This is a genomic window from Arthrobacter sp. Soil_N43 (assembly GCF_057655195.1).
Window position 1 is genome coordinate 44168 of sequence record NZ_JBDGML010000116.1, and the last position, 23390, is coordinate 67557.

The 23390-nt window shown below is 66.4% G+C and carries 23 protein-coding genes and 1 tRNA gene; 13 read left to right on the forward strand and 11 right to left on the reverse strand.

The window, feature by feature from the left end; all coding sequences use genetic code 11:
* Positions 1 to 23 precede the first annotated feature (23 nt).
* The 4 genes from AC3A3W_RS17755 to AC3A3W_RS17770 form a co-directional block, all read right to left on the reverse strand.
* A complete protein-coding gene (locus AC3A3W_RS17755; RefSeq protein ID WP_487444319.1) occupies positions 24 to 995 on the reverse strand; it encodes an NUDIX hydrolase in 972 nt (323 codons plus the stop codon).
* Positions 996 to 1004: 9 nt separating this feature from the next.
* Complete coding sequence (locus tag AC3A3W_RS17760; protein WP_487444320.1) at positions 1005 to 3254, reverse strand: RNA degradosome polyphosphate kinase; 2250 nt, start codon at positions 3252 to 3254, stop codon at positions 1005 to 1007.
* A 104-nt stretch (positions 3255 to 3358) separates the two neighbouring features.
* Positions 3359 to 4330, reverse strand: a complete 972-nt coding sequence (mshD, locus tag AC3A3W_RS17765; protein ID WP_487444321.1) for a mycothiol synthase — start codon at positions 4328 to 4330, stop codon at positions 3359 to 3361.
* 235 nt (positions 4331 to 4565) lie between these two features.
* Positions 4566 to 5267 (reverse strand): winged helix-turn-helix transcriptional regulator, encoded by a 702-nt coding sequence (locus tag AC3A3W_RS17770; protein ID WP_487444322.1) that lies wholly within the window; start codon positions 5265 to 5267, stop codon positions 4566 to 4568.
* A 364-nt stretch (positions 5268 to 5631) separates the two neighbouring features.
* Here AC3A3W_RS17770 and AC3A3W_RS17775 point away from each other — a divergent pair, with 364 nt between their 5' ends.
* From AC3A3W_RS17775 to AC3A3W_RS17800, 6 genes are all read left to right on the forward strand, one after another.
* Positions 5632 to 6366: a permease gene (locus AC3A3W_RS17775; RefSeq protein WP_487444362.1), complete on the forward strand. Its 735-nt coding sequence runs from the start codon at positions 5632 to 5634 to the stop codon at positions 6364 to 6366.
* Between the two features lie 169 nt (positions 6367 to 6535).
* Positions 6536 to 7165: a nitrobindin family protein gene (locus AC3A3W_RS17780; protein WP_487444323.1), complete on the forward strand. Its 630-nt coding sequence runs from the start codon at positions 6536 to 6538 to the stop codon at positions 7163 to 7165.
* Positions 7166 to 7176: 11 nt separating this feature from the next.
* Entirely contained in the window at positions 7177 to 7899 is a 723-nt protein-coding gene (locus AC3A3W_RS17785) for a flavodoxin family protein (RefSeq protein WP_487444324.1), read from the forward strand.
* 85 nt (positions 7900 to 7984) lie between these two features.
* Positions 7985 to 9070 carry a CAF17-like 4Fe-4S cluster assembly/insertion protein YgfZ gene (gene ygfZ, locus AC3A3W_RS17790; RefSeq protein ID WP_487444325.1) on the forward strand — a complete coding sequence of 362 codons (1086 nt, stop codon included), beginning with the start codon at positions 7985 to 7987 and terminating at the stop codon, positions 9068 to 9070.
* Positions 9067 to 9489 carry an ankyrin repeat domain-containing protein gene (locus AC3A3W_RS17795; protein ID WP_487444326.1) on the forward strand — a complete coding sequence of 141 codons (423 nt, stop codon included), beginning with the start codon at positions 9067 to 9069 and terminating at the stop codon, positions 9487 to 9489. The genes ygfZ and AC3A3W_RS17795 overlap by 4 nt, the downstream gene beginning before the upstream one ends.
* A gap of 4 nt (positions 9490 to 9493) precedes the next feature.
* The gene (locus tag AC3A3W_RS17800) at positions 9494 to 11023 is read left to right on the forward strand and encodes a DHA2 family efflux MFS transporter permease subunit (RefSeq protein WP_487444327.1); all 1530 of its coding nucleotides are present in this window, start codon (positions 9494 to 9496) and stop codon (positions 11021 to 11023) included.
* A 10-nt stretch (positions 11024 to 11033) separates the two neighbouring features.
* Here the strand turns inward: AC3A3W_RS17800 and AC3A3W_RS17805 are convergent, their stop codons facing one another.
* The 5 genes from AC3A3W_RS17805 to AC3A3W_RS17825 all read right to left on the reverse strand — a co-directional run bounded on the left by AC3A3W_RS17805 (position 11034) and on the right by AC3A3W_RS17825 (position 15314).
* Positions 11034 to 11750: a GNAT family N-acetyltransferase gene (locus AC3A3W_RS17805; RefSeq protein ID WP_487444328.1), complete on the reverse strand. Its 717-nt coding sequence runs from the start codon at positions 11748 to 11750 to the stop codon at positions 11034 to 11036.
* 158 nt (positions 11751 to 11908) lie between these two features.
* Positions 11909 to 12934 (reverse strand): 6-phosphofructokinase, encoded by a 1026-nt coding sequence (locus AC3A3W_RS17810; RefSeq protein WP_205652814.1) that lies wholly within the window; start codon positions 12932 to 12934, stop codon positions 11909 to 11911.
* 195 nt (positions 12935 to 13129) lie between these two features.
* On the reverse strand, positions 13130 to 13384 hold the full coding sequence (locus AC3A3W_RS17815) for a PspC domain-containing protein (RefSeq protein WP_487444329.1): 255 nt from the start codon (positions 13382 to 13384) through the stop codon (positions 13130 to 13132).
* 3 nt (positions 13385 to 13387) lie between these two features.
* Positions 13388 to 13690, reverse strand: a complete 303-nt coding sequence (locus tag AC3A3W_RS17820; protein WP_487444330.1) for a hypothetical protein — start codon at positions 13688 to 13690, stop codon at positions 13388 to 13390.
* 1 nt (position 13691) lies between these two features.
* Complete coding sequence (locus tag AC3A3W_RS17825; protein ID WP_487444331.1) at positions 13692 to 15314, reverse strand: PspC domain-containing protein; 1623 nt, start codon at positions 15312 to 15314, stop codon at positions 13692 to 13694.
* Positions 15315 to 15438: 124 nt separating this feature from the next.
* Between AC3A3W_RS17825 and AC3A3W_RS17830 the strand changes: the two genes are divergently transcribed.
* The gene (locus AC3A3W_RS17830) at positions 15439 to 16911 is read left to right on the forward strand and encodes an ATP-binding protein (RefSeq protein WP_487444332.1); all 1473 of its coding nucleotides are present in this window, start codon (positions 15439 to 15441) and stop codon (positions 16909 to 16911) included.
* Entirely contained in the window at positions 16908 to 17597 is a 690-nt protein-coding gene (locus AC3A3W_RS17835) for a LuxR C-terminal-related transcriptional regulator (RefSeq protein ID WP_487444333.1), read from the forward strand. The genes AC3A3W_RS17830 and AC3A3W_RS17835 overlap by 4 nt, the downstream gene beginning before the upstream one ends.
* 268 nt (positions 17598 to 17865) lie before the next feature.
* Here the strand turns inward: AC3A3W_RS17835 and AC3A3W_RS17840 are convergent, their stop codons facing one another.
* Entirely contained in the window at positions 17866 to 19083 is a 1218-nt protein-coding gene (locus AC3A3W_RS17840; RefSeq protein WP_487444334.1) for a pyridoxal phosphate-dependent aminotransferase, read from the reverse strand.
* A gap of 295 nt (positions 19084 to 19378) precedes the next feature.
* On the opposite strand from AC3A3W_RS17840, the gene AC3A3W_RS17845 reads away from it, so the two are divergent.
* The 5 genes from AC3A3W_RS17845 to rplA all read left to right on the forward strand — a co-directional run bounded on the left by AC3A3W_RS17845 (position 19379) and on the right by rplA (position 22299).
* A tRNA-Trp gene (locus tag AC3A3W_RS17845) sits at positions 19379 to 19451 on the forward strand.
* A gap of 80 nt (positions 19452 to 19531) precedes the next feature.
* Positions 19532 to 19816 (forward strand): preprotein translocase subunit SecE, encoded by a 285-nt coding sequence (gene secE / locus AC3A3W_RS17850; protein WP_205652808.1) that lies wholly within the window; start codon positions 19532 to 19534, stop codon positions 19814 to 19816.
* A 113-nt stretch (positions 19817 to 19929) separates the two neighbouring features.
* Positions 19930 to 20817 carry a transcription termination/antitermination protein NusG gene (gene nusG, locus AC3A3W_RS17855; RefSeq protein ID WP_487444335.1) on the forward strand — a complete coding sequence of 296 codons (888 nt, stop codon included), beginning with the start codon at positions 19930 to 19932 and terminating at the stop codon, positions 20815 to 20817.
* Between the two features lie 131 nt (positions 20818 to 20948).
* A complete protein-coding gene (gene rplK / locus AC3A3W_RS17860) occupies positions 20949 to 21380 on the forward strand; it encodes a 50S ribosomal protein L11 (protein ID WP_003803853.1) in 432 nt (143 codons plus the stop codon).
* Positions 21381 to 21591: 211 nt separating this feature from the next.
* Positions 21592 to 22299 (forward strand): 50S ribosomal protein L1, encoded by a 708-nt coding sequence (gene rplA, locus AC3A3W_RS17865; RefSeq protein ID WP_205652806.1) that lies wholly within the window; start codon positions 21592 to 21594, stop codon positions 22297 to 22299.
* A 121-nt stretch (positions 22300 to 22420) separates the two neighbouring features.
* Here the strand turns inward: rplA and AC3A3W_RS17870 are convergent, their stop codons facing one another.
* Positions 22421 to 23359, reverse strand: coding sequence for a phosphotransferase (locus AC3A3W_RS17870; RefSeq protein WP_487444336.1), 939 nt, complete (start codon positions 23357 to 23359; stop codon positions 22421 to 22423).
* Positions 23360 to 23390: the final 31 nt, after the last annotated feature.

The following is a 23390-nucleotide window of genomic DNA, read 5'->3' on the forward strand; positions in this document are numbered from 1 at the left end:
TGCCGCCCGGGAGGGCATCCGCCTCAGTCGTCGAACGGCTTGAACTGTTCCACCGCGACGATCTTGCTCTTGCTGGCGTGGGCCACGTGGCAGATGATCATCTCGCCGGGTGCCAGATACGGGTCGGCCACGGGAAGCACGCCCTTCAGCCTTGGGCTCATGGAGTCACTGAGCTGCTTCAGGACGGTGGGCAGGGCCGGACGGTGCGTGCACAGCACCACGGCCCGCTGCTTATCGAACAGCGCCTCAACGGCAGCCGCCGTCTTCTTCGGGTTCCGGGCGTGCCGGTGTTCGGTCAGGGCGTCCACGAGCTTCACCTTCGCGTCGGAGGCCTTGGCATAGGGCGCGATCGTGGAGACGCACCGCCGCCACGGACTGCTGACCACGCGCATCGGCTTCCAGGCCCGCAGGAGCCGGCGGACGGCCTGGGCCTGCCGGACGCCCGTGGCTGCGAGGGGACGTTCGCCTTCCGCTTTGGTCCAGGAGGACCGCGGCTTGGCCTTGGCGTGACGCACGATCACCAGCGGCCAGGTGTGCAGTTCCTTCCTCGCATGCGCCGCGGCCAGGAACTCAAGGGGCACAACGTCGGTCGGATTGGACAGCAGGGATGCCGCCCTCTCGGGGGTGCACCACATGACGCTGTCCACTTCCTTGCCGTCAGGGCGCAGTTGGGCTCCGTTGACGACTTCCACCGCCCAGTAATGGACCACCTTCAGTCCTGCGCTCACGTGATAGTGGATCGGCGGGAGCGGAATGCCCAGCGGGGCCTGCAGCCCGATCTCCTCCTCGACTTCCCGGACGGCGCACTCGGGGACTGTCTCGCCGGTGTCGAGCTTGCCTTTCGGCCACGACCAGTCGTCGTACCTAGGCCGGTGGATCAGCAGGACTTCCAACTCGTCGTTCTTGACGCGCCACGGGATGGCACCGGCCGCGGTAACGGCAATGGGCTCGCCGGGGTGGTCAGTCTGGTCGGCTACCGGTGAATCGCTCTTCAAACCCGGGTCCTACCGCCGGGCAACGGCGCGTTGGCGGGACCGGGACGCCAGGAGCCAGGACTGGACGTCGTCGAGCTCCCTGCCGTCCTCGTCAAGGTGGTGCCGGGTCCAGTCCCCGCTGCTGTCCAGGTGCCAGCTTGCCGTTTCGGGGTCCATGTAGCGGCGTAGCATGTCCAGGACATACGTGGTGTCCTCGCCGCCCGAGAGCTGGACGAGCGCCTCAACCCGGCGGTCCAGGTTGCGGTGCATCATGTCGGCCGAGCCGATGTAGACCACGGGATCGCCCGCGTTGGCGAAGGCGAAGACGCGTGAATGCTCGAGGAAGCGGCCCAGGACGGAACGCACCGTGATGTTTTCGCTGAGCCCGGCGATGCCCGGCCGGAGCGAGCAAATACCGCGCACAATGACGTCGACCTTCACACCGGCCTGGGACGCCCTGTAGAGGGAGTCGATGATGGCCTCGTCCACCATGGAGTTGACCTTGATCTGCACCCGGGCCGGAATTCCGGCGCGGGCGTTGCGGATCTCGGTCTCAATCCTGTCGATGAGTCCGGACCGCACCGAGCGCGGCGCCACGAGGAGTCGTTTGAACGTCGACTTCGGGGCGTAGCCGGAGAGCTGGTTGAAGAGCTTGGACAGGTCTTCGCCCACCTGCTCGTTGGCGGTCAGGAGGCCAAGGTCCTCGTAGTAGCGTGCCGTCCGGGGGTGGTAGTTGCCCGTTCCGATGTGGCAGTAGCGGCGCAGCCCGTCCACCTCCTGGCGGACCACCAGCGACAGCTTGCAGTGCGTCTTCAGGCCCACGATGCCGTACACCACATGCACGCCGGCCTGTTCGAGCTTGCGCGCCCAGGAGATGTTGGCCTGTTCGTCAAAGCGGGCCTTGATCTCCACCAGGGCCAGCACCTGCTTGCCGGCTTCCGCCGCATCGATGAGGGCATCCACGATGGGCGAGTCGCCGGAGGTGCGGTACAGGGTCTGCTTGATGGCCTGCACCTTGGGGTCGGCGGCCGCCTGCTCCAGGAACGCCTGCACGGAGGTGGAGAAGGAGTCATACGGGTGGTGCAGCAGGATGTCGCGCCGGCGCATGGCTGCGAAGACGTTGGCCGCCTTGGACGTTTCGGATTCGTTCAGGTAGCGGGACGTGTGCGGCACGTGCTTCGGGTAGTGCAGGTCTGCCCGGTCAATCCCCGCAATGACGGACAGCCCGCGGAGGTCCAGCGGGGCGGGTACCGAGTAGACCTCGGATTCCTCCACTCCGAGCTCCCGGATCAGCAGGGCCCGGATGTTGGGGTTGATGTCGTGGGTGACCTCGAGGCGGACAGGAGGGCCGAACCGGCGGCGCAGGAGTTCCTTCTCGAGGGCCTGCAGGAGGTTCTCGGCGTCGTCCTCTTCCACCTCCACGTCCTCGTTGCGCGTGACACGGAAGGTGTGGTGCTCCAGGACCTCCATGCCGGCGAAGAGCTGGTCGAGGTGGACGGCAATGACTTCCTCCAGGGCGATGAACCGGGCAACGCGCCCCGGCACGGACCCTGCGCGCGGGCCGTCGATGGAGATCAGGCGCGGCAGCTGGTCCGGCACCTTGACACGTGCGAACAGCTCCTTGTCGCTGACAGGGTTGCGGACCACTACAGCCAGATTGAGGGAGAGCCCCGAAATGTAGGGGAAGGGGTGGGCGGGATCCACCGCCAGCGGGGTGAGGATGGGGAAGACCTTTTCCGCGAACATGACGCTGAGGCGGTGCTTGGCTTCGTCGTCGAGCTCGTCCCAGTGCATGAGGTGGATGTGCTCATACGCCAGCGCGGGCCGGATCTGCTCGGCGTAGACCTTGGCGTGGCGTTCCTGCAGACGGTGCGCCGCTTCGCCGATCTGCTCAAGGACCTGGACGGGGCTGAGGCCGGCGGGGGAGGGCACCGCGAGTCCGGTGGCGATCCGTCGCTTCAGGCCGGCCACCCGGACCATGAAGAACTCGTCGAGGTTGGAGGCGAAGATCGACAGGAAGCTGACCCGCTCGAGCAGGTAGAGATTGGGGTCTTCGGCCAGTTCAAGGACCCGGGCGTTGAAGGCAAGCCAGCTCAGTTCCCGGTCCAGGAACCGGTCCGGGCTGATTTCGCCTTCGGGTTCGAGGATGGCGGCGAATTCCGGGATGTCGATGCGGTCCTGCGTGGCGCGGGACGCGGGCACTTCGGAGGAGCCGAAACGGGCACGCACGGGGGCCGCCTTGATTTCGGTCGTGGCTGATCCGGCGGATTCCGGTTGCATGCTCTCTCCTTGGTGCTGGGGGATTTAGCTTCAACCTTACAATCATCCGCCCCGGCGGGACCCGCAGATTTCGGCCGGACCGGGGTCAGCGCCGAATGATTGGATTAACGCCCGTCCAGGGGGCCGTACATGACGTCCACATCCCACCGGGTGAAACCCAGGCGGCGGTACAGTGCGACGGCCGGAGCGTTGTCCGCATCCACGTAAAGCATGACGGCGTGCAGGCCCTGCTTCTGGAGGTGCCGGATGCCCGCGACTGTCAGCGCCTTGCCCAGGCCCATGCCCTGGGCGGCGGGTGCCACGCCCACCACGTAGACCTCGCCGATCGCGGGGTGGTCGCCGTGCCGCGGGTGCACCTTGGTCCAGTGGAAGCCGAGCAACCGCCCCTCCCCGTCCTCGGCCAGCAGGAAGCCGGCCGGGTCGAACCACGGCTCCGCCATTCGGGCGTCAAGGTCCGCCCTGCTCATGGAACCCTGTTCCGGGTGGTGGGCGAACGCCGCGCGGTTGGCCGCCAGCCAGGCGTCCTCGTCCCTGCCCGGCACAAAGGCGCGGAGCACCACGCCGTCGGGAAGGCCGACGTCGGGCAGTTCAGCGGCGGCTGTGGCGAGCCGCATCTTCCACAGTTCCCGCACGGGACCGTAGCCGTAGCGGGAGGCCAGTTCCGCGGCGGCCTCGTGGTTGCCATGGGACCAGGCTTTCAGCCCGTCGAATCCGCGGACCGACTTCAGCGTGCTCACGAGCCGGTCCGCCACGCCCTGGTTCCGGTAGCTCGGGTGCACGGCGATTTCCAGGACCCCGCTGGCGTCCCCCTCCTCGACCACGACGGCGAAGCCCGCCAGGTCCTGGGCCGTGGCGGGATCGGAATCCTCATCCGGCGCATAGAGGGCCAGGGTCAGCAGGGAGTGGGGGCCGGTGTCCGCGGCGCGCAGCGTGACCAGGGTCTGTTCCGAGATCGAAGGGTTGCCGTCCGACTCCTCGGCCGCGGACAGCAGGGTCCTGATGTCACGCAGCAGCTGTTCGTCCACACCGCCCTTGATGACGGTGACGGGCCAGTTCTCCGGATGCGCGACACTCATGCTGTCAAGGCTATACGCAGTGACCCCGGCTGTCCGATTTGGAGCCGCCGGGATGGCCCGGTATAGTCGATATCTCGTTCGGCTTCTGAAGCTGAATGTGAGGGGGATCCACCACTGGGGTGGCCTCGATACGTTCGACCCGTATGTCCTCCACTGATGCAACGCAGAAGGCCCGGACTCGAAAGAGTCCGGGCCTTCATGTTTGCTTGGAATGTTGTACGAAATCGCGGGCGGGTCAGGCCTCGGCGAGTTGTTCGTCCTCCTGCTGGCGCACCAGCGTGAGCCGGTACCCGACGTTGCGGACGGTGCTGATCAGGTTTTCGTGGTCGGCGCCGAGCTTGGCGCGCAGCCGCCGGACGTGAACGTCGACCGTGCGCGTGCCGCCGTAGTAGTCGTAGCCCCACACCTCGGTCAGCAGCTGCTGGCGCGTGAACACGCGGCCGGGGTGCTGCGCGAGGTACTTCAAGAGCTCGAATTCCTTGAACGTCAGGTTGAGCGCCGCGCCGTTGACGCGCGCCGTGTAGCTCGCCTCGTCGATGACGACGCCGGCGGCACGGATCTCGGACGGAGTGTCCTCCGCGTCCGGCACGGCCCGTGCCACTGAGAGGCGGATCCTGGCCTCCACCTCGGCGGGACCCGCGGAATCCAGGACGATGTCATCAACCGCCCATGCGGACGACACGGCGGCCATGCCGCCTTCGGTGAGGATCAGCACCAGCGGTGCGCTGAGGCCTGTTGCCTTCAGAAGCTGGGTGAGGGAGCGGGCCCCGACAAGGTCCTTGCGGGCGTCCAGGAGGACGATGTCGCACGGGTCCGTTTCCAGCAGGGCAGTCGGTTCCGCCGGGAGGATGTGAACCCGGTGGTTCAGGAGCTCCAAGGCAGGCAAAATGTCCACCGAGGATCCGGTGCTGTTGGTCAGTAACAGGATGTGCGACATTGTTCCTCCAAGGGGCCGTCCGCGCATCATTGGGCGACTGAACCGGGCTTTCACCGGTTGGTACTGTGCTGCCGCAGGAAGCCCGGACACGCTGGCGGGCCAGTGTCTCCATTCCCCCTGCGGGAAGCGTAGCTGAGCTTTGAGTATACCCAACGGCTCTTCGGCAGACACTGATCCGGGCCGGCAACGCGCCTCATTTGCGACATATGGCAGTCATATAGGGCAGGATTGAACCGTCAGGGCGCCAGCCCAGCCCGTCAACGGCACAGGCAGATGAGGACGCAGCGAACTTGAGTGCAGAGTCAAAGAGGAGTGCGCCATGGCCGCGCCTGAAGTGAACGCCGCCGCGCCCTCCGGGGCCGCCGTGGAGTCCTGGAGCGTCGGGGTCATCGGCCTCGCGGGCCTGGCCGTCATCATCGCCAGTATTTACCGCACGCCGGATGTCCTTCTCGCTGTGGCCGTGCTCATTGCGCTGGCCGTTGGTGTGGGCTGGCCGCACTACCTGGGCATCCCGGCCAAGAAGACACTGGCGGCGGTCATCGGACTTTCGGGTGCCGGTTCGGCCGTGGCCGCAGCCACCGTTCCGGCTCCCGGCTACCTTGACTGGACTCCCGGATTCATCGCCCTGGGGGTCATCTCCGTGTTCCTCGTCCAGCTTGTGCGCGGGACGGGCCAGGCGCAGCGGCTGGAGTCAACCCTGGGCTGCTGCGTGGGCGTCCTTCTGTCCTGCCTGGGCGCAGGTTGGATTGCCGGGGCCCGGTTCAACGGCGTCAAGGAAATGATGCTCGTGGCCGGGGTGAGCGCTGCCTTTGCCCTGCTGGCCGGCCTGATCCGCTGGCCCGACAGCATCGTCGCCCCGCTGGGAATCGCCCTGGCCGGACTTGCCGGGCCGCTGGCAGGGCTCGTGCTCTCCGGCGTTGCCGTGCTGCCCGCCGCGGTTTTCGGCGTCGTCGTGGGGGCGGTGCTGGTCAGCTTCCGGCGGCTCGTGACGCTGCGGGGTACCCCGCTGAACTTTCCTGCCGCCCTGGGGATGGGGCTGGCGCCTGTTTCGGCGGTTGGTTCACTTGCTTACTTCATAGACAAACTACTCATCTTCTAACGCGTTAGGATGGCACCATGTCCGTACTTGCATATGAAATTTTCTTCCTTGTCCTGCTCGGCATCGCCAGCGTTGCCATGGCCTGGTTTGCCGGCTTTGTGGTTTATCGGCTGTTCAAGGGCCAGAAGTAGAACCGCTTCCCTGTTAGCTGCTTCACGAGGTAACAGCTGTGCCTATTGAGATACCCACAGACCTGACTCCCGAACTGGTCCCGCTGTCCTGGCTCATTGGTGAGTGGGAGGGCCGCGGCCGGCTTGGATCCGGCGACGAAGGATCTGAGCACTTCCTGCAGCATGTTTCGTTCACCCACAACGGGCTGCCGTACCTGCAGTACCGTGCGGAAAGCTGGCTGACTGACGAGGACGGCACCAAGCTCCGGCCCCTCACAGTCGAGACCGGTTTTTGGGCGCTTGAGCGCAAACAATTGGATGCCGACGGCGGTCCCGGCCTTATTCCCGCCGATATCGTGCCGGCGCTGAAAAGCGCCGACGAGGTGGAGGCGCTCCGGAACAAGGACGGTGGATTCGACATTTCGGTGTCCATCTCGCATCCGGGCGGGATTTCCGAGCTGTACTACGGCCAGATCAAGGGGCCGCAGATCCAGCTGAGCACCGACATGGTGATGCGGGGCAGCCACTCCAAGGACTACAGCGCCGCCACCCGGATCTTCGGGCTGGTGGACGGGAACCTGCTGTGGCGGTGGGATGTGGCCACCGGCGGTGCCTCCACGGCCACCTCGTCTGCGCCGGGCAACGGCCTGGAAGCGCACGCTTCCGCGTTCCTGAAACGCGTCTCCTGAGGCACCCGCCCATGGATGAAGCCGCAGTCACCACTGACTACAGCGACCTCAGGGCGCTGTTCTTCAACGGTACCCTCAAGCGTTCTCCGGAACGGAGCAACACCGAGGGGCTGATCCGGCTGAGCCGCCTCATCATGGAAAAGCAGGGCGTGGCCACCCGGGTCATCCGGACCGTGGACCATGACATCGCCAGCGGCGTCTACCCCGACATGCGGGAGCACGGCTGGGAGACCGATGAATGGCCCGAGCTGTATCCGGCCGTGCAGGAGGCCGACATCGTGGTGGTCGCCGGGCCCATCTGGCTCGGTGACAACTCATCCCAGACCAAGAAGCTCATCGAGCGTCTCTACGCACACTCGGGCGAGCTCAATGCCAAGGGCCAGTGGGCGTTCTACCCGAAGGTGGGCGGCTGCCTGATCACCGGCAACGAGGACGGCATCAAGCACTGCTCCATGAACGTCCTCTACAGCCTGCAGCACATCGGATTCACCATTCCGCCGCAGGCGGACGCAGGCTGGATCGGGCCCGTTGGCCCGGGCCCCAGCTATCTCGATGAGGGATCCGGCGGCCCGGAGAGTGACTTTACCAACAGAAACACCACCTTCATGACGTGGAATCTCCTGCATCTGGCCAGGATGCTCAAGGACGCCGGCGGGATTCCCGCGTACGGCAACCTTCCGGAAGAATGGAAATCCGGATCCAAGTTCGGTTTCGAAAACCCGGAATACCGCTGAGCTGTCCGGGAAGCCGGGCATGACAGAGCCGGTGCACGGACTCGCTGCACCGGAATACCCGCCAAGCCAAGGACGTTCCCTTCATATGACTATCAAGAGCCCTCTGTTGTCGCGCCCTGGCGCCGTCGAAGCGGGCGGCGCCGATTCCGGCGTCGCTTCCCACTACGGTGAGCCGCTGCGCGAGCAGCGCGCCCTGGCCGCCGGCACCGCCGTCGTCGACCTTTCCCACCGCGGCGTGGTGACCGTCAGCGGGCCCGACCGCCTGAGCTGGCTCAACACGCTGTCCTCCCAGCAGGTCACCAACCTGCAGCCTGGCGAGTCCAGCGAGCTGCTGCTCCTCAGCGTGCAGGGCCGCATTGAATTCGACGCCCGGGTAGTGGACGACGGCGGGACCACCTGGCTGATTGTGGAAGCCGCCGAGGCCGCCCCGCTGGCGGAGTGGCTGAACAAGATGAAGTTCATGCTGCGAGTGGAAATCGCAGACGTCTCGGAGGACTGGGCCGTGGTTGGATCCACCAGGGCCGTCCCGGAGTGGTCCGCCTTGAAGGTCTGGCAGGACCCCTGGCCGCACGTCGCCGCCGGCGGGTACGCATATTCGGTGGTGGGCGAGGACGCCCACCCTGGCGCCGAGCGCCCCTGGTTCGAATACCTGGTCCCGGCCGCGGAGCTCGAAGCAACGGTGGCGGACCGGCCGCTGGCCGGCGTCTCGGCAGCCGAAGCGCTCCGCGTGGCGGCCTGGCGGCCCCGGCTCGGCGCCGAAACGGACGACAAGACCATCCCGCATGAACTGGACCTGCTCCGGACCGCCGTCCACCTGGCCAAGGGCTGCTACAAGGGCCAGGAGACCATCGCACGCGTGCACAACCTGGGCCATCCGCCGCGCCGGCTCGTGTTCCTGCAGCTCGACGGCTCCCAGCACACCATGCCGGAGGCCGGGAGCCCCGTGCTGCTGGGGGAGCGCAAGGTGGGAACCGTCACGTCCGTGGCCCAGCACTACGAGATGGGTCCCATTGCGCTGGCGGTCATAAAGCGTTCTGTCGGGCCGGATGAAATACTGACTGTCATGGACGGTGAAGAGCCGTACACAGCCGCGCAGGAAGTGATCGTGGCTCCCGACGCCGGGCAGGTGGTTGGCCGGCAGACCGGATTCCTGAGGGGGACCCACAAATGACAGACCAGACCGACCCGAACGCCGCGGGCGGCACCGCTGCCGGGATGGACGAAGAGACGCTCGAACTCGCGCACCGGCTCTTCGACGCCGCACGCAACGGGGAAACCGAGATGCTCCGCAGCTACCTCAACGCAGGTGCCCCGGCGACGCTCACCAACTCCGCCGGGGACTCGCTGCTCATGCTCGCCGCCTATCACGGCCATGCCGAGACTGTTCAGCTGATCCTGTACCACGGCGGAGACGTGAACCAGGCCAACGGGCGCGGACAGACGCCCTTGGCGGGTGCGGTCTTCAAGGGCTACACGGACGTTGCCCGGGTGCTGCTCGACGCCGGCGCCGATGCCGACGCCGGAACCCCCTCGGCGCGCGCCGCCGCGGAGATGTTCGCCCGCAGGGACATCCAGGACCTGCTGGGCTGAGTCCTTGGAAAACGTCAGCAGGCCGTGGCCTGCGCTGTGGTCGATGGTCATCGGCTTCTTCATGATCCTGATCGATACCACCATCGTGTCCGTGGCCAATCCGAGGATCATGGCGGGGCTGGAGACGGACATCAATGCCGTCATCTGGGTCACGAGCGCCTACCTGCTGGCGTATGCCGTGCCGCTGCTCATCACCGGAAGGCTGGGTGACCGCTTCGGACCCAAGCGGCTCTATCTGGCGGGACTCGTCGTGTTCACCCTGGCCTCGCTGTGGTGCGGGCTGTCCGGCAGCATCCAGATGCTGATCGCGGCCCGCGTGCTTCAGGGCCTCGGTGCCGCCCTGATGACGCCGCAGACCATGGCCGTGATCACCCGGATCTTTCCGCCGGACCGGCGCGGAGCTGCCATGGGACTTTGGGGTGCCACCGCCGGCATGGCAACGCTGGTGGGTCCGGTCCTCGGCGGCGTGCTGGTGGACGGGCTGGGCTGGGAATGGATCTTCTTCATCAACGTCCCCATCGGGATCGTAGGGTTCATCCTCGCCTGGCGCTTCGTGCCGTCTCTGACCACGCATCCGCACAGGTTCGACGTCCCCGGCGTGGTGCTCAGCGCCGTCGGGCTTTTCCTCCTGGTGTTCGGCATCCAGGAGGGCGAGACCTACAACTGGGGCACCATATCCGGCCCCGTGACGGTCTGGGGACTGATCATCAGCGGAATAGTGGTGCTGGCGCTTTTCGTCGGCTGGCAGGGCGTCAACAAGGGCGAACCGCTCCTGCCGCTGCGCCTCTTTCGGGACCGCAATTTCTCGCTCGCCAACATCGGGATCACCACGGTCGGCTTCACCGTCACGGCGTTCGGCCTGCCGCTGGTCTTCTACTACCAGATGGTGCGTGGCATGACGCCCACGCAGTCGGCCCTGATGATGGTGCCGATGGCGCTGATTTCCGGCGGACTGGCCCCAGTGGTCGGCAGGATCATCGACCGGGTGAACCCGAAATACCTCACCTCTGCCGGGCTGCTGCTCATGGCCGTGGCACTGTTCTGGAACTCGGCTCTCATGCACCCGGACACCCCCGTGTGGCTGTTCCTGCTGCCGAGCGCCCTGCTCGGCTTCGCGAACGCGGGTATCTGGGCTCCGCTGAGTTCCACGGCCACCCGCAACCTGCCGCCGCGGCAGGCGGGGGCCGGGGCCGGCGTGTACAACACCACCCGGCAGATCGGCGCCGTCCTCGGCAGCGCGGCCATCGCCGTCCTGATGCAGGCCCGGCTCGCGGCGGAGCTTCCGGCCGCTGGCGCGCAGGGGGAACCGGGTGCGGGCGGGCCGGCCGGCGAGGCAATCAGCTTCGGGGGCCTGCTTCCGGAGGCGCTGCACCAGGGATTCTCGACGGCGATGGGCCAGTCGATCATGCTGCCTGCGGCCGTGATCGTGCTCGGCGCCGCGGTGGCACTCTTCTTCGCCCGGCCGAATGCGGTCCACGGCTGGGCCGGGCAGCAGACGGCGGATGCAGAAAGCGCAGCGGCCAAGGGGCCCTAGCCGCGCCGCCTCAGCCCAGCAGCACGCTGGTCTCGATGCCTCCCGTGGCGAAGCCCAGGCTCCGCGCAATGGCCAAAGACCCCTTGTTGCTGACGTCGGTGCGCCACTGCAGCGTCAGACCGGACGCGAGGGCCTCGTGGGCCGCGACGGAGGCCGCCAGTGACCCCACTCCGCGGCGGCGCCACCGCGGTGCCACGAGCACGCCCATGTGGGCCAGGATCCCTTCCCACTCGGAGTACGCGCCGCAGGCCACAGGCACCTTGCGGCCATCCTCTTCGTGCAGGATCGTGTACCGGTTTTCGAGGTCCGAGAGCCCCACTTCATTGACGTCGTCCGGCGGGCAGAGCCCCTCCAGTTCGATGGCCGCCGGGTTTCCGTGGGAGACGGTCAGCTCCCCGGAGGGCTGCAGCAGTGGCAGGTCGTCGGCGAAGAACAGTGCGGCGGAGCCTTGGCCGTGGCCGCCGTGCTGCCGTGTAATGGTCAGCAGGGTCACGTGCTGTGCCATCTCCTCGTCGGCGATTCCGGCGGCGGCGTCCAGTGCCCACTGCGGCCCCACGAGTGCGGAGCTGCCGAACAGCCGGACGAACTCCACGGAGCGGGCCGAATCGTCCGCCCGGGTGATACGCTCGCCGGTTTCCAAGGCGCTGGCGAACGCGCCGTCGTCGAGCCCCAGCCGGCGTGCCCAGGCCAGCTGAATGATGGCGGCGGAATGGGACTCAAGGCTCATGCCTCCAGCCTACCGACCCGCGCGCCCGACGAAGCGCGAACGTACACTTGAGCCCCGCGGAAGAGCGCGAACGTACACTTGAGGCCCCGAATCTCCAGGGATTCAGGGCCTCAAGTGTACGTTCGCGCCAATCCTCCGGGGGATGGCGGGCGTGCGGCTTAGCCGAAGAGGACCGCGGCCTCGTCGTAGCGGTGCTGCGGGACGGTCTTCAGCTTGCCCAGGGCCGCTTCGAAGCCCACGTGGTCAATGTCCGTGCCGTTCAGCGACACCATGGTGCCCCAGCGGCCTTCGACCACGGAGTCGACGGCGGCCATGCCCAGGCGCGTGGCCAGCACCCGGTCGAAGGCAGACGGAACGCCGCCGCGCTGGATGTGGCCCAGGATGGTGGCGCGGGTCTCAATGCCGGTCCGGGCTTCGATCTCCGGCGCGAGCTGGTCGGCGATGCCGCCCAGGCGGGGCCGGCCAAAGGTATCCAGGCCGCGCTCGGAGTGCGGGGACTCCATGTGTTCGGGCACAAAGCCCTCGGCAACCACGACAAGCGGTGCACGGCCACGGTCATGGGCCTCGTTCACCCATTTGGTGATCTGCTCGATGCTGACCTTCTGCTCCGGAATGAGGATGGCGTGGGCGCCCGAGGCCATGCCAGCGTGCAATGCGATCCATCCAACGTGGCGGCCCATGACCTCGGCGATCATGCAGCGGTGGTGCGACTCGCCGGTGGTCCGCAGCCGGTCGATGGCCTCGGTGGCGATCTGGACCGCGGTGTCGAAACCGAACGTGTAGTCCGTCGCGTCCAGGTCGTTGTCAACGGTCTTGGGGACGCCCACGATCTTCAGTCCGGCGTCTGTGAGCCGCTTGGCGGCCGCGAGGGTGCCTTCGCCGCCGATGGCGATGATGGCGTCAATGCCGAGCCGTTCCATGTGGGCTTTGATGACGTCCGGTCCGCCACCGTTCTCGAACGGGTTGGTGCGGGAGGTGCCAAGGATGGTGCCGCCTTGCTTGGCGATGCCCCGGACCAGCGTGCGGGGGATCGGGATGATGTCTCCCTCGACCACGCCGCGCCATCCGTCGAGGAACCCCACGAATTCGTGGCCGTGGATGGCGATGCCCTTCAGGACCGCGCCGCGGATCACGGCGTTCAGTCCGGGGCAGTCGCCGCCGCTGGTGAGGATTCCAATTTTCATTATTTCGGCTCAAATCCTGGTTGAAGGTATACAGGCAGAGCGCCACGCTGAGCTCACATAGAGTCTAGTGGGCAGTGTGGGGAAGGACACAAACGGTTACATGCCGGGCCTCTTAAGCAGGGATGCCCCTGCTCCGTGGAGCAGGGGCACTGAACCCGTTTGGCCGCTAACTGGCCGGAGAACCGCCGTCGTCCGTCAGGAGCGGTTGCCGCGCTTCTCGAGGAACGACTCCAGGGCGATGGCGTTGTTCTGGTCCGGCAGGATCAGCCATGCAGCCAGGTAGAACACCACAGCCGGACCGGGCAGGAGGCAGAAGATGAGGAAACCGATCCGGACGTAGGCGACGTCCACATTGAACTTGTCTGCGATTCCGCCGCAGACTCCGCCGAGCCAGCGCTGCGGACCGCGTTTCAGGCCGAGGCCCCTGACGATGCTGTAGAACTTTTCCATGTCTCAAGCCTTCCCGGTTGTGGGGCCGTTGTCACGTCGGCGGGCGGAAAGCAGTCCGCCGATGACCAGTGCGGCGCCGGCGCCGATCATGAGGCCGATCAGGACGTACGTGCCGTTCAGGACCACGATTCCCAGCTGGGAGATGATGATCAGGACGGCCAGCGCGAGGACCACGAGCCCCCAGACGATCGTCCCGACGCGTGCCGAGGTGGGGGCTGGCTCGCCAGACCCGGTCTTCAGCGGATCCGGGGCCTTGGAGGTGTCCGGCGTGGAGGAGGATTCCGGTGCGGGGTCGAAGCTGCTCATGTCAGTTGCCTTCCTGGATGGTGATGTTGCTGACCGTTCCGTCGATCTGCAGGATCAGCCGGGCGCCGGGCCTGTCGGTGTTGTAGCTGCTCTGCCTCGAGGTGATGCCGCCGCGCTGGTTCGTGCCTTCGTGGAGGTTCCCCAGCGTCATGTCGGCCCGGACGTCCACCGGCACGGTGCTCGGCAGGATGACCGTGACGTTGCTGGCGGTCACGTCCATGGGGACCACGACGTCGCTGGGCAGCGGCGCGGTTGCGTTCAGTCCGGTGAGGTCAACAGTTCCCCGGCCGCCAGTGATCTGGAACCCGTCACGGGCCTGCTCGATGCTGGCGGGGTTCCAGTCTGCGTTCTGGAAGCGGAAGCGGTCACCGTTCGGCACTGCGTTGAAGACGCCGCCGATGATCAGGGCGACCACGGCGAAGAAGCCGAGGATCCCCGAGGTCCTGCCCCTGAGGCCCGCCAGCAGGATTCCCAGGCCAAGGACGGCGGCGCCGCTGGCCCAGACCACAGCGTTGGCGGAACTGCCCAGATCAATCACGTTGCCGGCGTCGAGCGCCTTGAGAGAGCCGCCAACCAGCAGCGCCAGGCCGGCGGTGATGGCGACGGCAGGCGTGCCGGGTCCAGCCGGCTTTGATTTTGGTGACGGGACGGGGGCGGGCACCGGCGCCGGTCCGCGGGGCGGTACGCTGCCGAAGCCGCCGCCGTACGGGGTGTTGGGGGCGTAGGGGTTATTGGGTGCGTACGGCGGGTGGGGTCCCGACGCCGGCCCGGCGCCATAGGTGCCCGACGCGCCTGAGGCGCTGGAGGTGTCCGCAGTGCCCGCAGCGAACGAGGCTGCAGAGCCGGCGGCGGGGGAGCCCTCCGTGGCTGTGTATCCATACGCGGACCTGCTGCCCGCCGGTGTGTTGGTCATGGCTGCTCCAGTGCTCTTCCTGTTGCGCTGGGTGAGGAAGTAGATGAGGTAAACGAGGCCGCCGATCCAGAACAGGGCCCAGAAGAAGCCGAAGCCGTCGCGGCCCCAGCCCCAGTAGCCGCCGCCCAGGCCGGTGAAGCCGATGACCGTGGTGACCAGGGCGCCTGTCATGCCGGTGGTCCAGCGGCCGGCGCCCGCTTCCTGCGTGTGGATGCGGCCGTCCGGTTCGGGGAGGAGCGCCCAGCCGATGCCGTAAAGGAGCACACCGATGCCGGCAAACAGGGTCAGCACGATGAAGATGCCCCGGACGATCAGTGGGTCGATGCCCATCCGCTCGGCGATGCCGCTCGAGACGCCTCCGATCCAGCGGTCGCGTCCGCGGTATATGCCGTGGCTGCGGATCCAGTCGAAGAAGTCCAGCTGCCGGGGCGGCTGGCCGTAGCCGGCGCCGAAGGCGGCACCGGCGGCACCGGCGGTCCCGCCGGGCGCGCCGTGGCTTCCGGGCAGGTCGTGGCTGCCGGGCAGGCCGTGGGTGTAGAGCGGCGGAGGGAGCAAAGGCTCGGTCTGCGGGCCGGGCGCGGCGTCATGCCCGGGTTCAGCGGGGCGGTCAGCAGGGGCCTCGGGCTGGGCTGCTTCGGGGGAGTGCGCCTGGTCGTCCGACTTGTCGGCGGGCTGCTGCCCATCAGAGGGGTTTGGGTTTTGCGAGTTCATACTTCGATACTGCCGTTCAGCGCTCTCCGCCTCTATTGGGGAGTACCCTGAGCCGCCCCTGACCTGACCCTGGTCCCGGCCGGAATGCGGTCCGCGGAACCCTGATCCGTGTTTGGATTGATGCATGACCACCGTTCCCGTCCGCCCGCCGCTGGTCCGCAGCAGCGACCGCATGATCGCCGGAGTCTGCTCCGGCCTGGCGGCCCATTTGGGCTGGCCGGTGCGGATGGTGCGGCTCGGCATGGCGGTGGCCGCGCTCGCCGGCGGCGCGGGGCTTGTCTTTTACGCGTGGCTCTGGATCATGGTTCCGACCGCAGATGAGGCCGCCCGGCGGAACGCCAAGCGTCCGGCGTCGCCGATTGCTCCTGCCGTGAGCGGCCCCGCAGTGAACAGCCGCCCCCTGAGCGGCCCCCCGGTGGGCGGCCCCCCTGTCGGCGGCGCTACCGCGCAGTCCGCCGACCCTCAGCTTCAGGCAGCCACCTTCCCGTCCGCAATGTACGACGACGGAACCTCCTTCCAACCGACGGCGCCCGGCGCGGCACTCGGTACCGCCGGCGCGGCGCCCGGCACCGCCGCTGCGGCCACCACGGGCACCGGCCCCTGGTTCCGGGTGCGCACCATGCGCTATGGCAAGGAAATCCTGCTCGGGTCCGGCCTGCTGCTCGTGGCCGGGATCCTGATTGCCAGGCTGCTCGGTGCAGACGTCCCGCTGGGGACGCTCATCCCTGCCGCCGCGATCCTCGGCGGTGCCGCTATCGCCTGGATGCAGCTTGATGAGACACGCCGCGCCGGCCTCGTGGACAAGACCAAGGCGGACCAGGCGGGCGGCTGGGCACGGCTGGCCGCCGGGCTGGCGCTCGTGGTCGCCGGCGTGCTGGTGATGGTGTCCGGCTCCGGCTCTTGGGAGCAGACGTGGCTGGCGCTGCTGGCGTCCGTGGCCGTGCTCGGCGGCGTGGCGCTGGTGCTGCTTCCCTGGGGCCTGAAGTTCTGGCGCGACCTCGAGACCGAACGTGCAGGCAGGGTGCGCGAGACCGAGCGCGCGGAAATCGCCGCGCACCTGCATGACTCGGTTCTGCAGACCCTTGCCCTGATCCAGCGCCGCGCCGGCAACGAGCACGACGTCGTGAGGCTGGCCCGGGCCCAGGAGAGGGAACTGCGCGGCTGGCTCTTCAAGGACCCAGCCAAAGAGTCCGGTCAGCTCTCTGACAGGATCAAAGCCGCCGCTGCCGAGGTCGAAGACGGCCTCGGCAACGCGGTGGACGTGGTGAGCGTGGGCGACACCGTGATGACCGACCGGCACGAGGCCCTGGTCCAGGCCAGCCGCGAGGCCATGCTCAACGCCTCCCGCCACGGCGGCGGACCCGTGTCCGTGTACCTTGAGGTGTCCGACGCCGGCGTTGAAGTCTTCGTGAAGGACCGCGGCGCAGGATTCGAACTGCACGCGGTCCCGGAGGACAGGCTGGGCGTCCGGGAATCCATCATTGGCCGTATGAAACGGCACGGCGGCACTGCCGATATCAACAGCAGCGCGGATGGCACGGAGGTTCGCCTGAGGCTACCTGCGGCCGTCGCGGAAAACGGGGAAGGAAAGCCATGAGCACGCCGGCACTGGACGGAACGCGGGCAGCAGGCCAGGGGCAAACCGTGAGGGTAGTGATCGTGGACGACCACGCAATCTTCCGCTCGGGCCTGAAAGCCGACCTGGATCCGCGCGTGATCGTCGTGGGGGAGGCGGGAACGGTGGAGCAGGCCATCGAGGTCATCGCCCGTACGCGACCTGAGGTAGTGCTGCTGGACGTGCACCTCCCCGGCGGACTGGGCGGCGGAGGACGGGAGGTCATCGCCGGCTCGGCCGCGTTGCTGGGGGCCACGAAGTTCCTGGCGCTCAGCGTGTCAGACGCCGCCGAGGACGTTGTCGCCGTGATCCGTGCCGGCGCCCGCGGCTATGTGACCAAGACGATTTCCGGGTCCGAGATCACGGACGCGGTCTTCCGTGTGGCCGGGGGTGACGCCGTGTTTTCTCCACGGCTCGCCGGCTTCGTTCTGGATGCGTTCGGTACAGCCCCCGCCGACATTGCCGACGACGAATTGGACAAGCTCTCAGCCCGCGAACTCGAGGTCATGCGGCTCATCGCGCGCGGCTACAGCTACAAGGAGGTGGCCAAGGAACTGTTTATCTCCATCAAGACCGTGGAAACGCACGTCTCGGCGGTGTTGAGGAAGCTGCAGCTCTCCAGCCGGCACGAACTCACCAAGTGGGCAGCGGAGCGCCGCCTCCTCTAGCCCACCCCCGACGCTCCCTCACTTCCTGCTGCCCAACGCCCGACGCTCCCTCACTTCCTGCTGCCCAACGCCTGACGCTCCCTCACTTCCTGCTGCCCAACGCCCGACGCTCCCTCAGTTCCTGCCGCCCAAAAGAAAACGCTCCCGCACCTTTTTGGTGCGGGAGCGTTTGAGCTTTTCTTGCAGGATGTGAGGGAGTGCCCGTGATTTTCCTGCAGGAAGTGAGGGAGCGTTGGGAAAGTTCCTGCGGGAAGTGAGGGAGCGTTGGCTACTTGGCTTTGCCCAGGAAGTCCTGCAGGCGGGCAACGCCGGTGGCGAGGTCGTCGTCACCAAGGGCGTAGGACAGCCGCAGGTACCCGGAGGGGCCGAAGGCTTCGCCGGGAACCACGGCAACCTCCACCTCGTCCAGGATCAGCGCCGCGAGTTCGGCGGACGTCGCAGGCCGGACGGGACCGTTCGCCGTCGGGAACTCCTTGCCGAGTAGACCGCGGACGTCCGCGTAGACGTAAAAGGCGCCCTTCGGCGTCGGGCATTCAATGCCCTCGATGGCGTTGAGTCCGGCGACGATCGCCTTGCGGCGGCGGTCAAAGGCGACCTTCATCTCATCGACAGCGGTCAGCGGCCCGGACACGGCGGCGAGGGCCGCGATCTGCGGGATGTTGGACACGTTGGACGTGGCATGGGACTGGAGGTTGGTGGCGGCCTTGATGACGTCTGCCGGGCCGATCATCCAGCCCACACGCCAGCCGGTCATGGCGTAGGTCTTGGCCACGCCGTTGAGGATGACAACTTTGTCGCCCAGTTCGGGAACCGCCGTCGCGATGGAGGTGAAGGGGACGCCGTCGTAGGTCAGGTGCTCGTAGATCTCGTCAGTGACCACCCAGAGGCCCTTGGAGGCAGCCCACTGGCCGATTTCCGCAACCTGTTCGGGGGAGTACACGGAACCGGTGGGGTTGGAGGGGGAGACAAAGAGCAGGATCTTGGTGCGGTCCGTGACCGCCGCCTCCAGCTGCTCCACGGTAACGAGGTAGTCCTGCTCGGGTCCGGCGAAAACCTCCACCGGCACACCGCCGGCCAGCCGGATGGCTTCCGGGTACGTGGTCCAGAAGGGTGTGGGAACAATCACTTCGTCGCCCGGGTCCACGAGCGTGGCGAAGGTGTTGTACACGGCCTGCTTGCCGCCGTTGGTGACCAGCACCTGGGAGGGATCGGCCTTGTAGCCGGAGTCGCGGAAAGTCTTCTCGGCAATGGCCTTCTTCAGCTCCGGCAGGCCGCCGGCAGGGGAGTAGCGGTGGTACTTCGGCTGGCTGGCGGCTTCGATGGCGGCCTTGACGATGTAGTCCGGCGTAGGGAAGTCGGGCTCGCCTGCGCCGAAGCCAATCACGGGCCGGCCGGCCGCCTTCAGCGCCTTGGCCTTGGCGTCGACAGCCAAGGTGGCGGATTCGGCAATGGCGGAAATGCGCTGGGAAACGCGGGCGGCAGACATGGCGGGTCCGTTCTTCGATTGCAGCTCGGTAGCTGAATGGTGGAATTCGACGGAATCTACTCTATGCTGTTCACCGGATCGTTCGAGGTGGGGTGCGGCTATGTGACCGAATCCCGGTCAGGTTTCCTCCTCCTCCGCGGCAGTCCGAAATGAGCTGGTTCGACGTAAGCGAAGTTGTTGCGTAGACTAGTTCTCCGGTGTTGAAAACACGATGATGACGTGCGCCTCAGGAAAGTCTGTGGATCGAGCGCGGCGTGAATCAGTTTTCAATCCACAGGGATCAGTGTTGGTCCATAGGGTAGTGGCGCAATTGGTAGCGCAGCGGTCTCCAAAACCGCAGGTTGCAGGTTCGAGTCCTGTCTGCCCTGCGCAAGCTGTTCCGGCGGAAGCCGGAGCAAGCGCAGCAACCATGGTTCAGTTCAGAGCCGGGTAATCCGACATTGCGAGGATGAGTGAGGACCAGGTGACCGAAACGGCTGCAAGCAGCTCCAAGGGCCGCCCCGCAAAGAAAGCCGCCAAGGCAGGCTTCTTCGCTCGAATCGCACTCTTCGTCCGCCAGGTAATCGGCGAACTGAAGAAGGTCGTCGCACCGACCCGCAAGGAACTGATCAACTACACGCTCGTGGTGCTGGTATTCGTGGCCATCATGATGGTTATCGTCACCTTGCTGGACTTGGGCTTCGGCACCGCGGTGAGCTGGGTCTTCGGCGGTACGGCCCCCCAGGACCGCTAAGGCGATCGGTCCGCAGACTGCGTGGACTCTTCCGATTTTCGGAAGAGCTGCGAAGTGTGCGGAATTGAGCCATTTAAATAGGCAAGTTAGGCAATGAGGAAGCAGGAGACCAAGTGTCTGAGCACAAGCTCGAGGTAACTGAGACTGAGCTGGATGGGCCCGCGGACAGCGTGGCCGACGCCGCGGCTGAGCCCGTCGAAGGGTCTGAGGTTGAGTCTGCTGCGCCCGATTCCGACTCTGATGCCGCTGCTGAAGCTGGCGACGAATCAGACGTAGACGCCGAGGACGACGCAGAGTCTGACTCTGAGGACGAAGCAGCCGAAACAGACGAGGACGAAACCGAAGCAGCCGAAGGCGACGAAGACTCGGACGCCCTCGCCGCCGCTGCCGCCAAGGCCGCCGTCGATCCCGCCGAAGAGTTCAAGGCCAAGCTGCGCCGCCAGGAGGGTGACTGGTACGTCATCCACTCCTACGCCGGCTACGAAAACCGCGTGAAGGCCAACCTTGAGACCCGCATCCAGACCCTGGACATGGAAGATTACATCTTCGAAATCCAGGTGCCGATGGAAGAAGTCGTTGAGATCAAGAACGCCCAGCGCAAGGTCATTAACCGCGTCCGCATCCCAGGCTACGTGCTGGTCCGCATGGACCTGACCGACGCCTCCTGGGGCGCCGTCCGCCACACACCGGGTGTCACCGGTTTCGTGGGCAACGCCCACAACCCCGTGCCGCTGCGCCTCGACGAGGTCTTCTCCATGCTCGCCCCGGTCTTCGAAGAAGAGCAGGCCGAGAAGGGCAAGCCGGTCAAGCACGCCGCCACTCCCGTGGACGTCGACTTCGAAGTCGGCGAGTCCGTCATCGTCAAGGAAGGTCCGTTCGAGACCCTCCCCGCCACGATCTCCGAGATCAAGATCGAATCCCAGACCCTCGTGGTGCTGGTTTCCATCTTCGAGCGCGAGACCCCGGTCACGCTGGCCTTCAACCAGGTCTCCAAGATCTAGCAACACCCACAGATTTCGTCCCGGGTTGCCCGCTTTAGCAGTTCCGGGACGGCAGGCCGCCTCGCCATGGCGGTCAACCACCTGAGGCACGCTCCTGTGTCCCAGGACGTATTTGAGAGAAGGACCCTACATTGGCTCCCAAGAAGAAGGTCACCGGCCTCATCAAGCTGCAGATCCAGGCAGGTGCCGCCAACCCGGCCCCGCCGATCGGTCCTGCGCTTGGCCAGCACGGTGTCAACATCATGGAATTCTGCAAGGCGTACAACGCTGCGACGGAAGCCCAGCGCGGAAACGTCATTCCCGTTGAAATCACGGTCTACGAAGACCGTTCTTTCACGTTCATCACCAAGACCCCGCCGGCTGCAGAGCTCATCAAGAAGGCTGCAGGCGTCGCCAAGGGTTCAGCCACCCCGCACACCGTCAAGGTTGCCAAGCTGACCCAGGCCCAGGTCAACGAGATCGCCTCCACCAAGATGGAAGACCTCAACGCCACGAGCCTCGAAGGCGCAGCGAAGATCATCGCCGGCACCGCCCGCTCCATGGGCATCACCGTCGAGGGTTAATTCCCTCACCGCTGATTCGGCGCCGGGATCGGGAAACCGACGACGACGACGGGCAGCACCGCCGGGAAACCGGCACCACTGCCGGGAAACCGGCACCATTGAAACATTTGAATGTCGGAAATCCGGTTCGGATAAAAACAGCCGGAGTCCCGACTGTGGCAGGGCCCAGCGCGGTCCGCAGACCACAACTGCACAAGGAGAAATAAGCAGCATGGCAAAGCGCAGCAAAGCATATGAGGCAGCCGTAGCCAAGATCGAGGCAGACAAGGTCTACGCCCCGTTCGAGGCCATCAGCCTGGCGAAGGAATCCAACCCTTCCAAGTTCGACGCGACCGTTGAGGTTGCTTTCCGCCTGGGCGTTGACCCGCGTAAGGCTGACCAGATGGTCCGTGGCACCGTCAACCTGCCGCACGGCACCGGTAAGACCGCCCGCGTTCTCGTTTTCGCAACCGGCGACAAGGCTGAGGCAGCAATCGCTGCCGGCGCCGACTTCGTTGGCTCCGACGACCTGATCGAAAAGATCTCCGGCGGCTGGACCGACTTCGACGCAGCCGTTGCCACCCCTGACCTCATGGGCAAGGTTGGCCGCCTCGGTAAGGTCCTCGGTCCGCGTAACCTCATGCCGAACCCGAAGACCGGCACCGTGACGGCTGACGTCACCAAGGCTGTCAACGACATCAAGGGTGGAAAGATCGACTTCCGCGTCGACAAGCACTCCAACCTGCACTTCATCATCGGCAAGGTTTCGTTCGACGCCGTCAAGCTGGCTGAGAACTACGCAGCCGCTCTGGAAGAGGTGCTTCGTCTGAAGCCGTCGGCTTCCAAGGGCCGTTACATCCAGAAGGCCACGGTTGCCACCACGTTCGGTCCCGGCATCACCGTTGACCCCAACGTCACCAAGGTGCTGACCGAGGCTTAATCCTCGCGAACCACCCGCCGGTATTCCGGCAAACACCAAAAGACCGCCCGGCACTGCGCCGGGCGGTCTTTTGTTTCGCTGCACGGATTGGCTGCAGGGATTCGGCATACGGACCACCGGGTCACGAGAGCCGATCGCGGAGCCAGTGGATGACGGCCTCGGCCTGTTGGCGCTGGAATGTCCGCAGGGTGGGCAGTCCCGCCGGGGACGGCAGGCGGGCGGCATCGGTGAAGTAGGCGCCCAAACCTGACAGGACGCGGTCCACACTCCCGGTTTCGGCCGCATCGAACACGGTGTGGGACTGCAGCACGGCATCCACATCGAAGGCGGGGTCGAACGCGCGAACATTCACCAGCACGCCCAGCGCGTCCATCCATCCCTGACCGATGCAAGCCCACGGCCAGTCGACGAGGACCGCTCTGCAGCCGGGTGTGATCAGGATGTTGTCCGCCCGCACATCGGTGTGGACCAGCGAACCTCCCTTCAGGTCCTCCAGCCCGGATTCCGCAAGCTGTTCGAGCACCCCGAGATTCTCCAGAATCCACGGATTGCAGCCTGCGGGCGGATTCCTGCGAATCCGGTCCCAGCCCCTGAAAGCCCCGCCCAACTCCTCCGCCAGCGTGGGCAAGTGCTTCAAGGCCGCAGGGACAGGGGTCCGTGACAGAACCAAGAGTGCGTCCAGGACGGCCGCCAGTTCCCCGGCGCGCCAGGGGATGTGCGGATGCCGGCCGTCCACATCGCTGAGGACCAGCGCCACCCAGTCACCGTCGTCGAAGGTTCCGAGCAATGCGGGCGCAGGCAGCGTGTCCGGCAGGGCCGCAGTGATTGCCGCTTCCCGCCGGTGGAGGGCCGGTGAGTGCTCATTCAGATGGGGGCCGACGGCCTTGACGAACGCCCGCCGGCCCGAAACCGTGCGCACCCTGTCGGCGGTCCCCGGGGAAAACCCGCCCTGTTGGGCTGCCGCCTGCACGACAGGCTCGCCCAGAATCTGCTCGACTCCGGTTTGAACGTGGTTGGGCAGATCAGGCCAGCTGATGCGGGGACTCCACTCCGGTTGCATGAAGACAACCTACCGGCCACACAGGTTTCCA

Coding starts and splice junctions, on each gene's coding strand:
- AC3A3W_RS17760 (WP_487444320.1), bottom strand. CDS start 3,254: ATGCAACCGGAATCCGCCGGATCAGCCACGACCGAAATCAAGGCGGCC.
- mshD (WP_487444321.1), bottom strand. CDS start 4,330: ATGAGTGTCGCGCATCCGGAGAACTGGCCCGTCACCGTCATCAAGGGC.
- AC3A3W_RS17770 (WP_487444322.1), bottom strand. CDS start 5,267: ATGTCGCACATCCTGTTACTGACCAACAGCACCGGATCCTCGGTGGAC.
- AC3A3W_RS17785 (WP_487444324.1), top strand. CDS start 7,177: ATGGATGAAGCCGCAGTCACCACTGACTACAGCGACCTCAGGGCGCTG.
- ygfZ (WP_487444325.1), top strand. CDS start 7,985: ATGACTATCAAGAGCCCTCTGTTGTCGCGCCCTGGCGCCGTCGAAGCG.
- AC3A3W_RS17795 (WP_487444326.1), top strand. CDS start 9,067: ATGACAGACCAGACCGACCCGAACGCCGCGGGCGGCACCGCTGCCGGG.
- AC3A3W_RS17805 (WP_487444328.1), bottom strand. CDS start 11,750: ATGAGCCTTGAGTCCCATTCCGCCGCCATCATTCAGCTGGCCTGGGCA.
- AC3A3W_RS17810 (WP_205652814.1), bottom strand. CDS start 12,934: ATGAAAATTGGAATCCTCACCAGCGGCGGCGACTGCCCCGGACTGAAC.
- AC3A3W_RS17815 (WP_487444329.1), bottom strand. CDS start 13,384: ATGGAAAAGTTCTACAGCATCGTCAGGGGCCTCGGCCTGAAACGCGGT.
- AC3A3W_RS17820 (WP_487444330.1), bottom strand. CDS start 13,690: ATGAGCAGCTTCGACCCCGCACCGGAATCCTCCTCCACGCCGGACACC.
- AC3A3W_RS17825 (WP_487444331.1), bottom strand. CDS start 15,314: ATGAACTCGCAAAACCCAAACCCCTCTGATGGGCAGCAGCCCGCCGAC.
- AC3A3W_RS17830 (WP_487444332.1), top strand. CDS start 15,439: ATGACCACCGTTCCCGTCCGCCCGCCGCTGGTCCGCAGCAGCGACCGC.
- AC3A3W_RS17835 (WP_487444333.1), top strand. CDS start 16,908: ATGAGCACGCCGGCACTGGACGGAACGCGGGCAGCAGGCCAGGGGCAA.
- AC3A3W_RS17840 (WP_487444334.1), bottom strand. CDS start 19,083: ATGTCTGCCGCCCGCGTTTCCCAGCGCATTTCCGCCATTGCCGAATCC.
- secE (WP_205652808.1), top strand. CDS start 19,532: ATGAGTGAGGACCAGGTGACCGAAACGGCTGCAAGCAGCTCCAAGGGC.
- rplA (WP_205652806.1), top strand. CDS start 21,592: ATGGCAAAGCGCAGCAAAGCATATGAGGCAGCCGTAGCCAAGATCGAG.
- AC3A3W_RS17870 (WP_487444336.1), bottom strand. CDS start 23,359: ATGCAACCGGAGTGGAGTCCCCGCATCAGCTGGCCTGATCTGCCCAAC.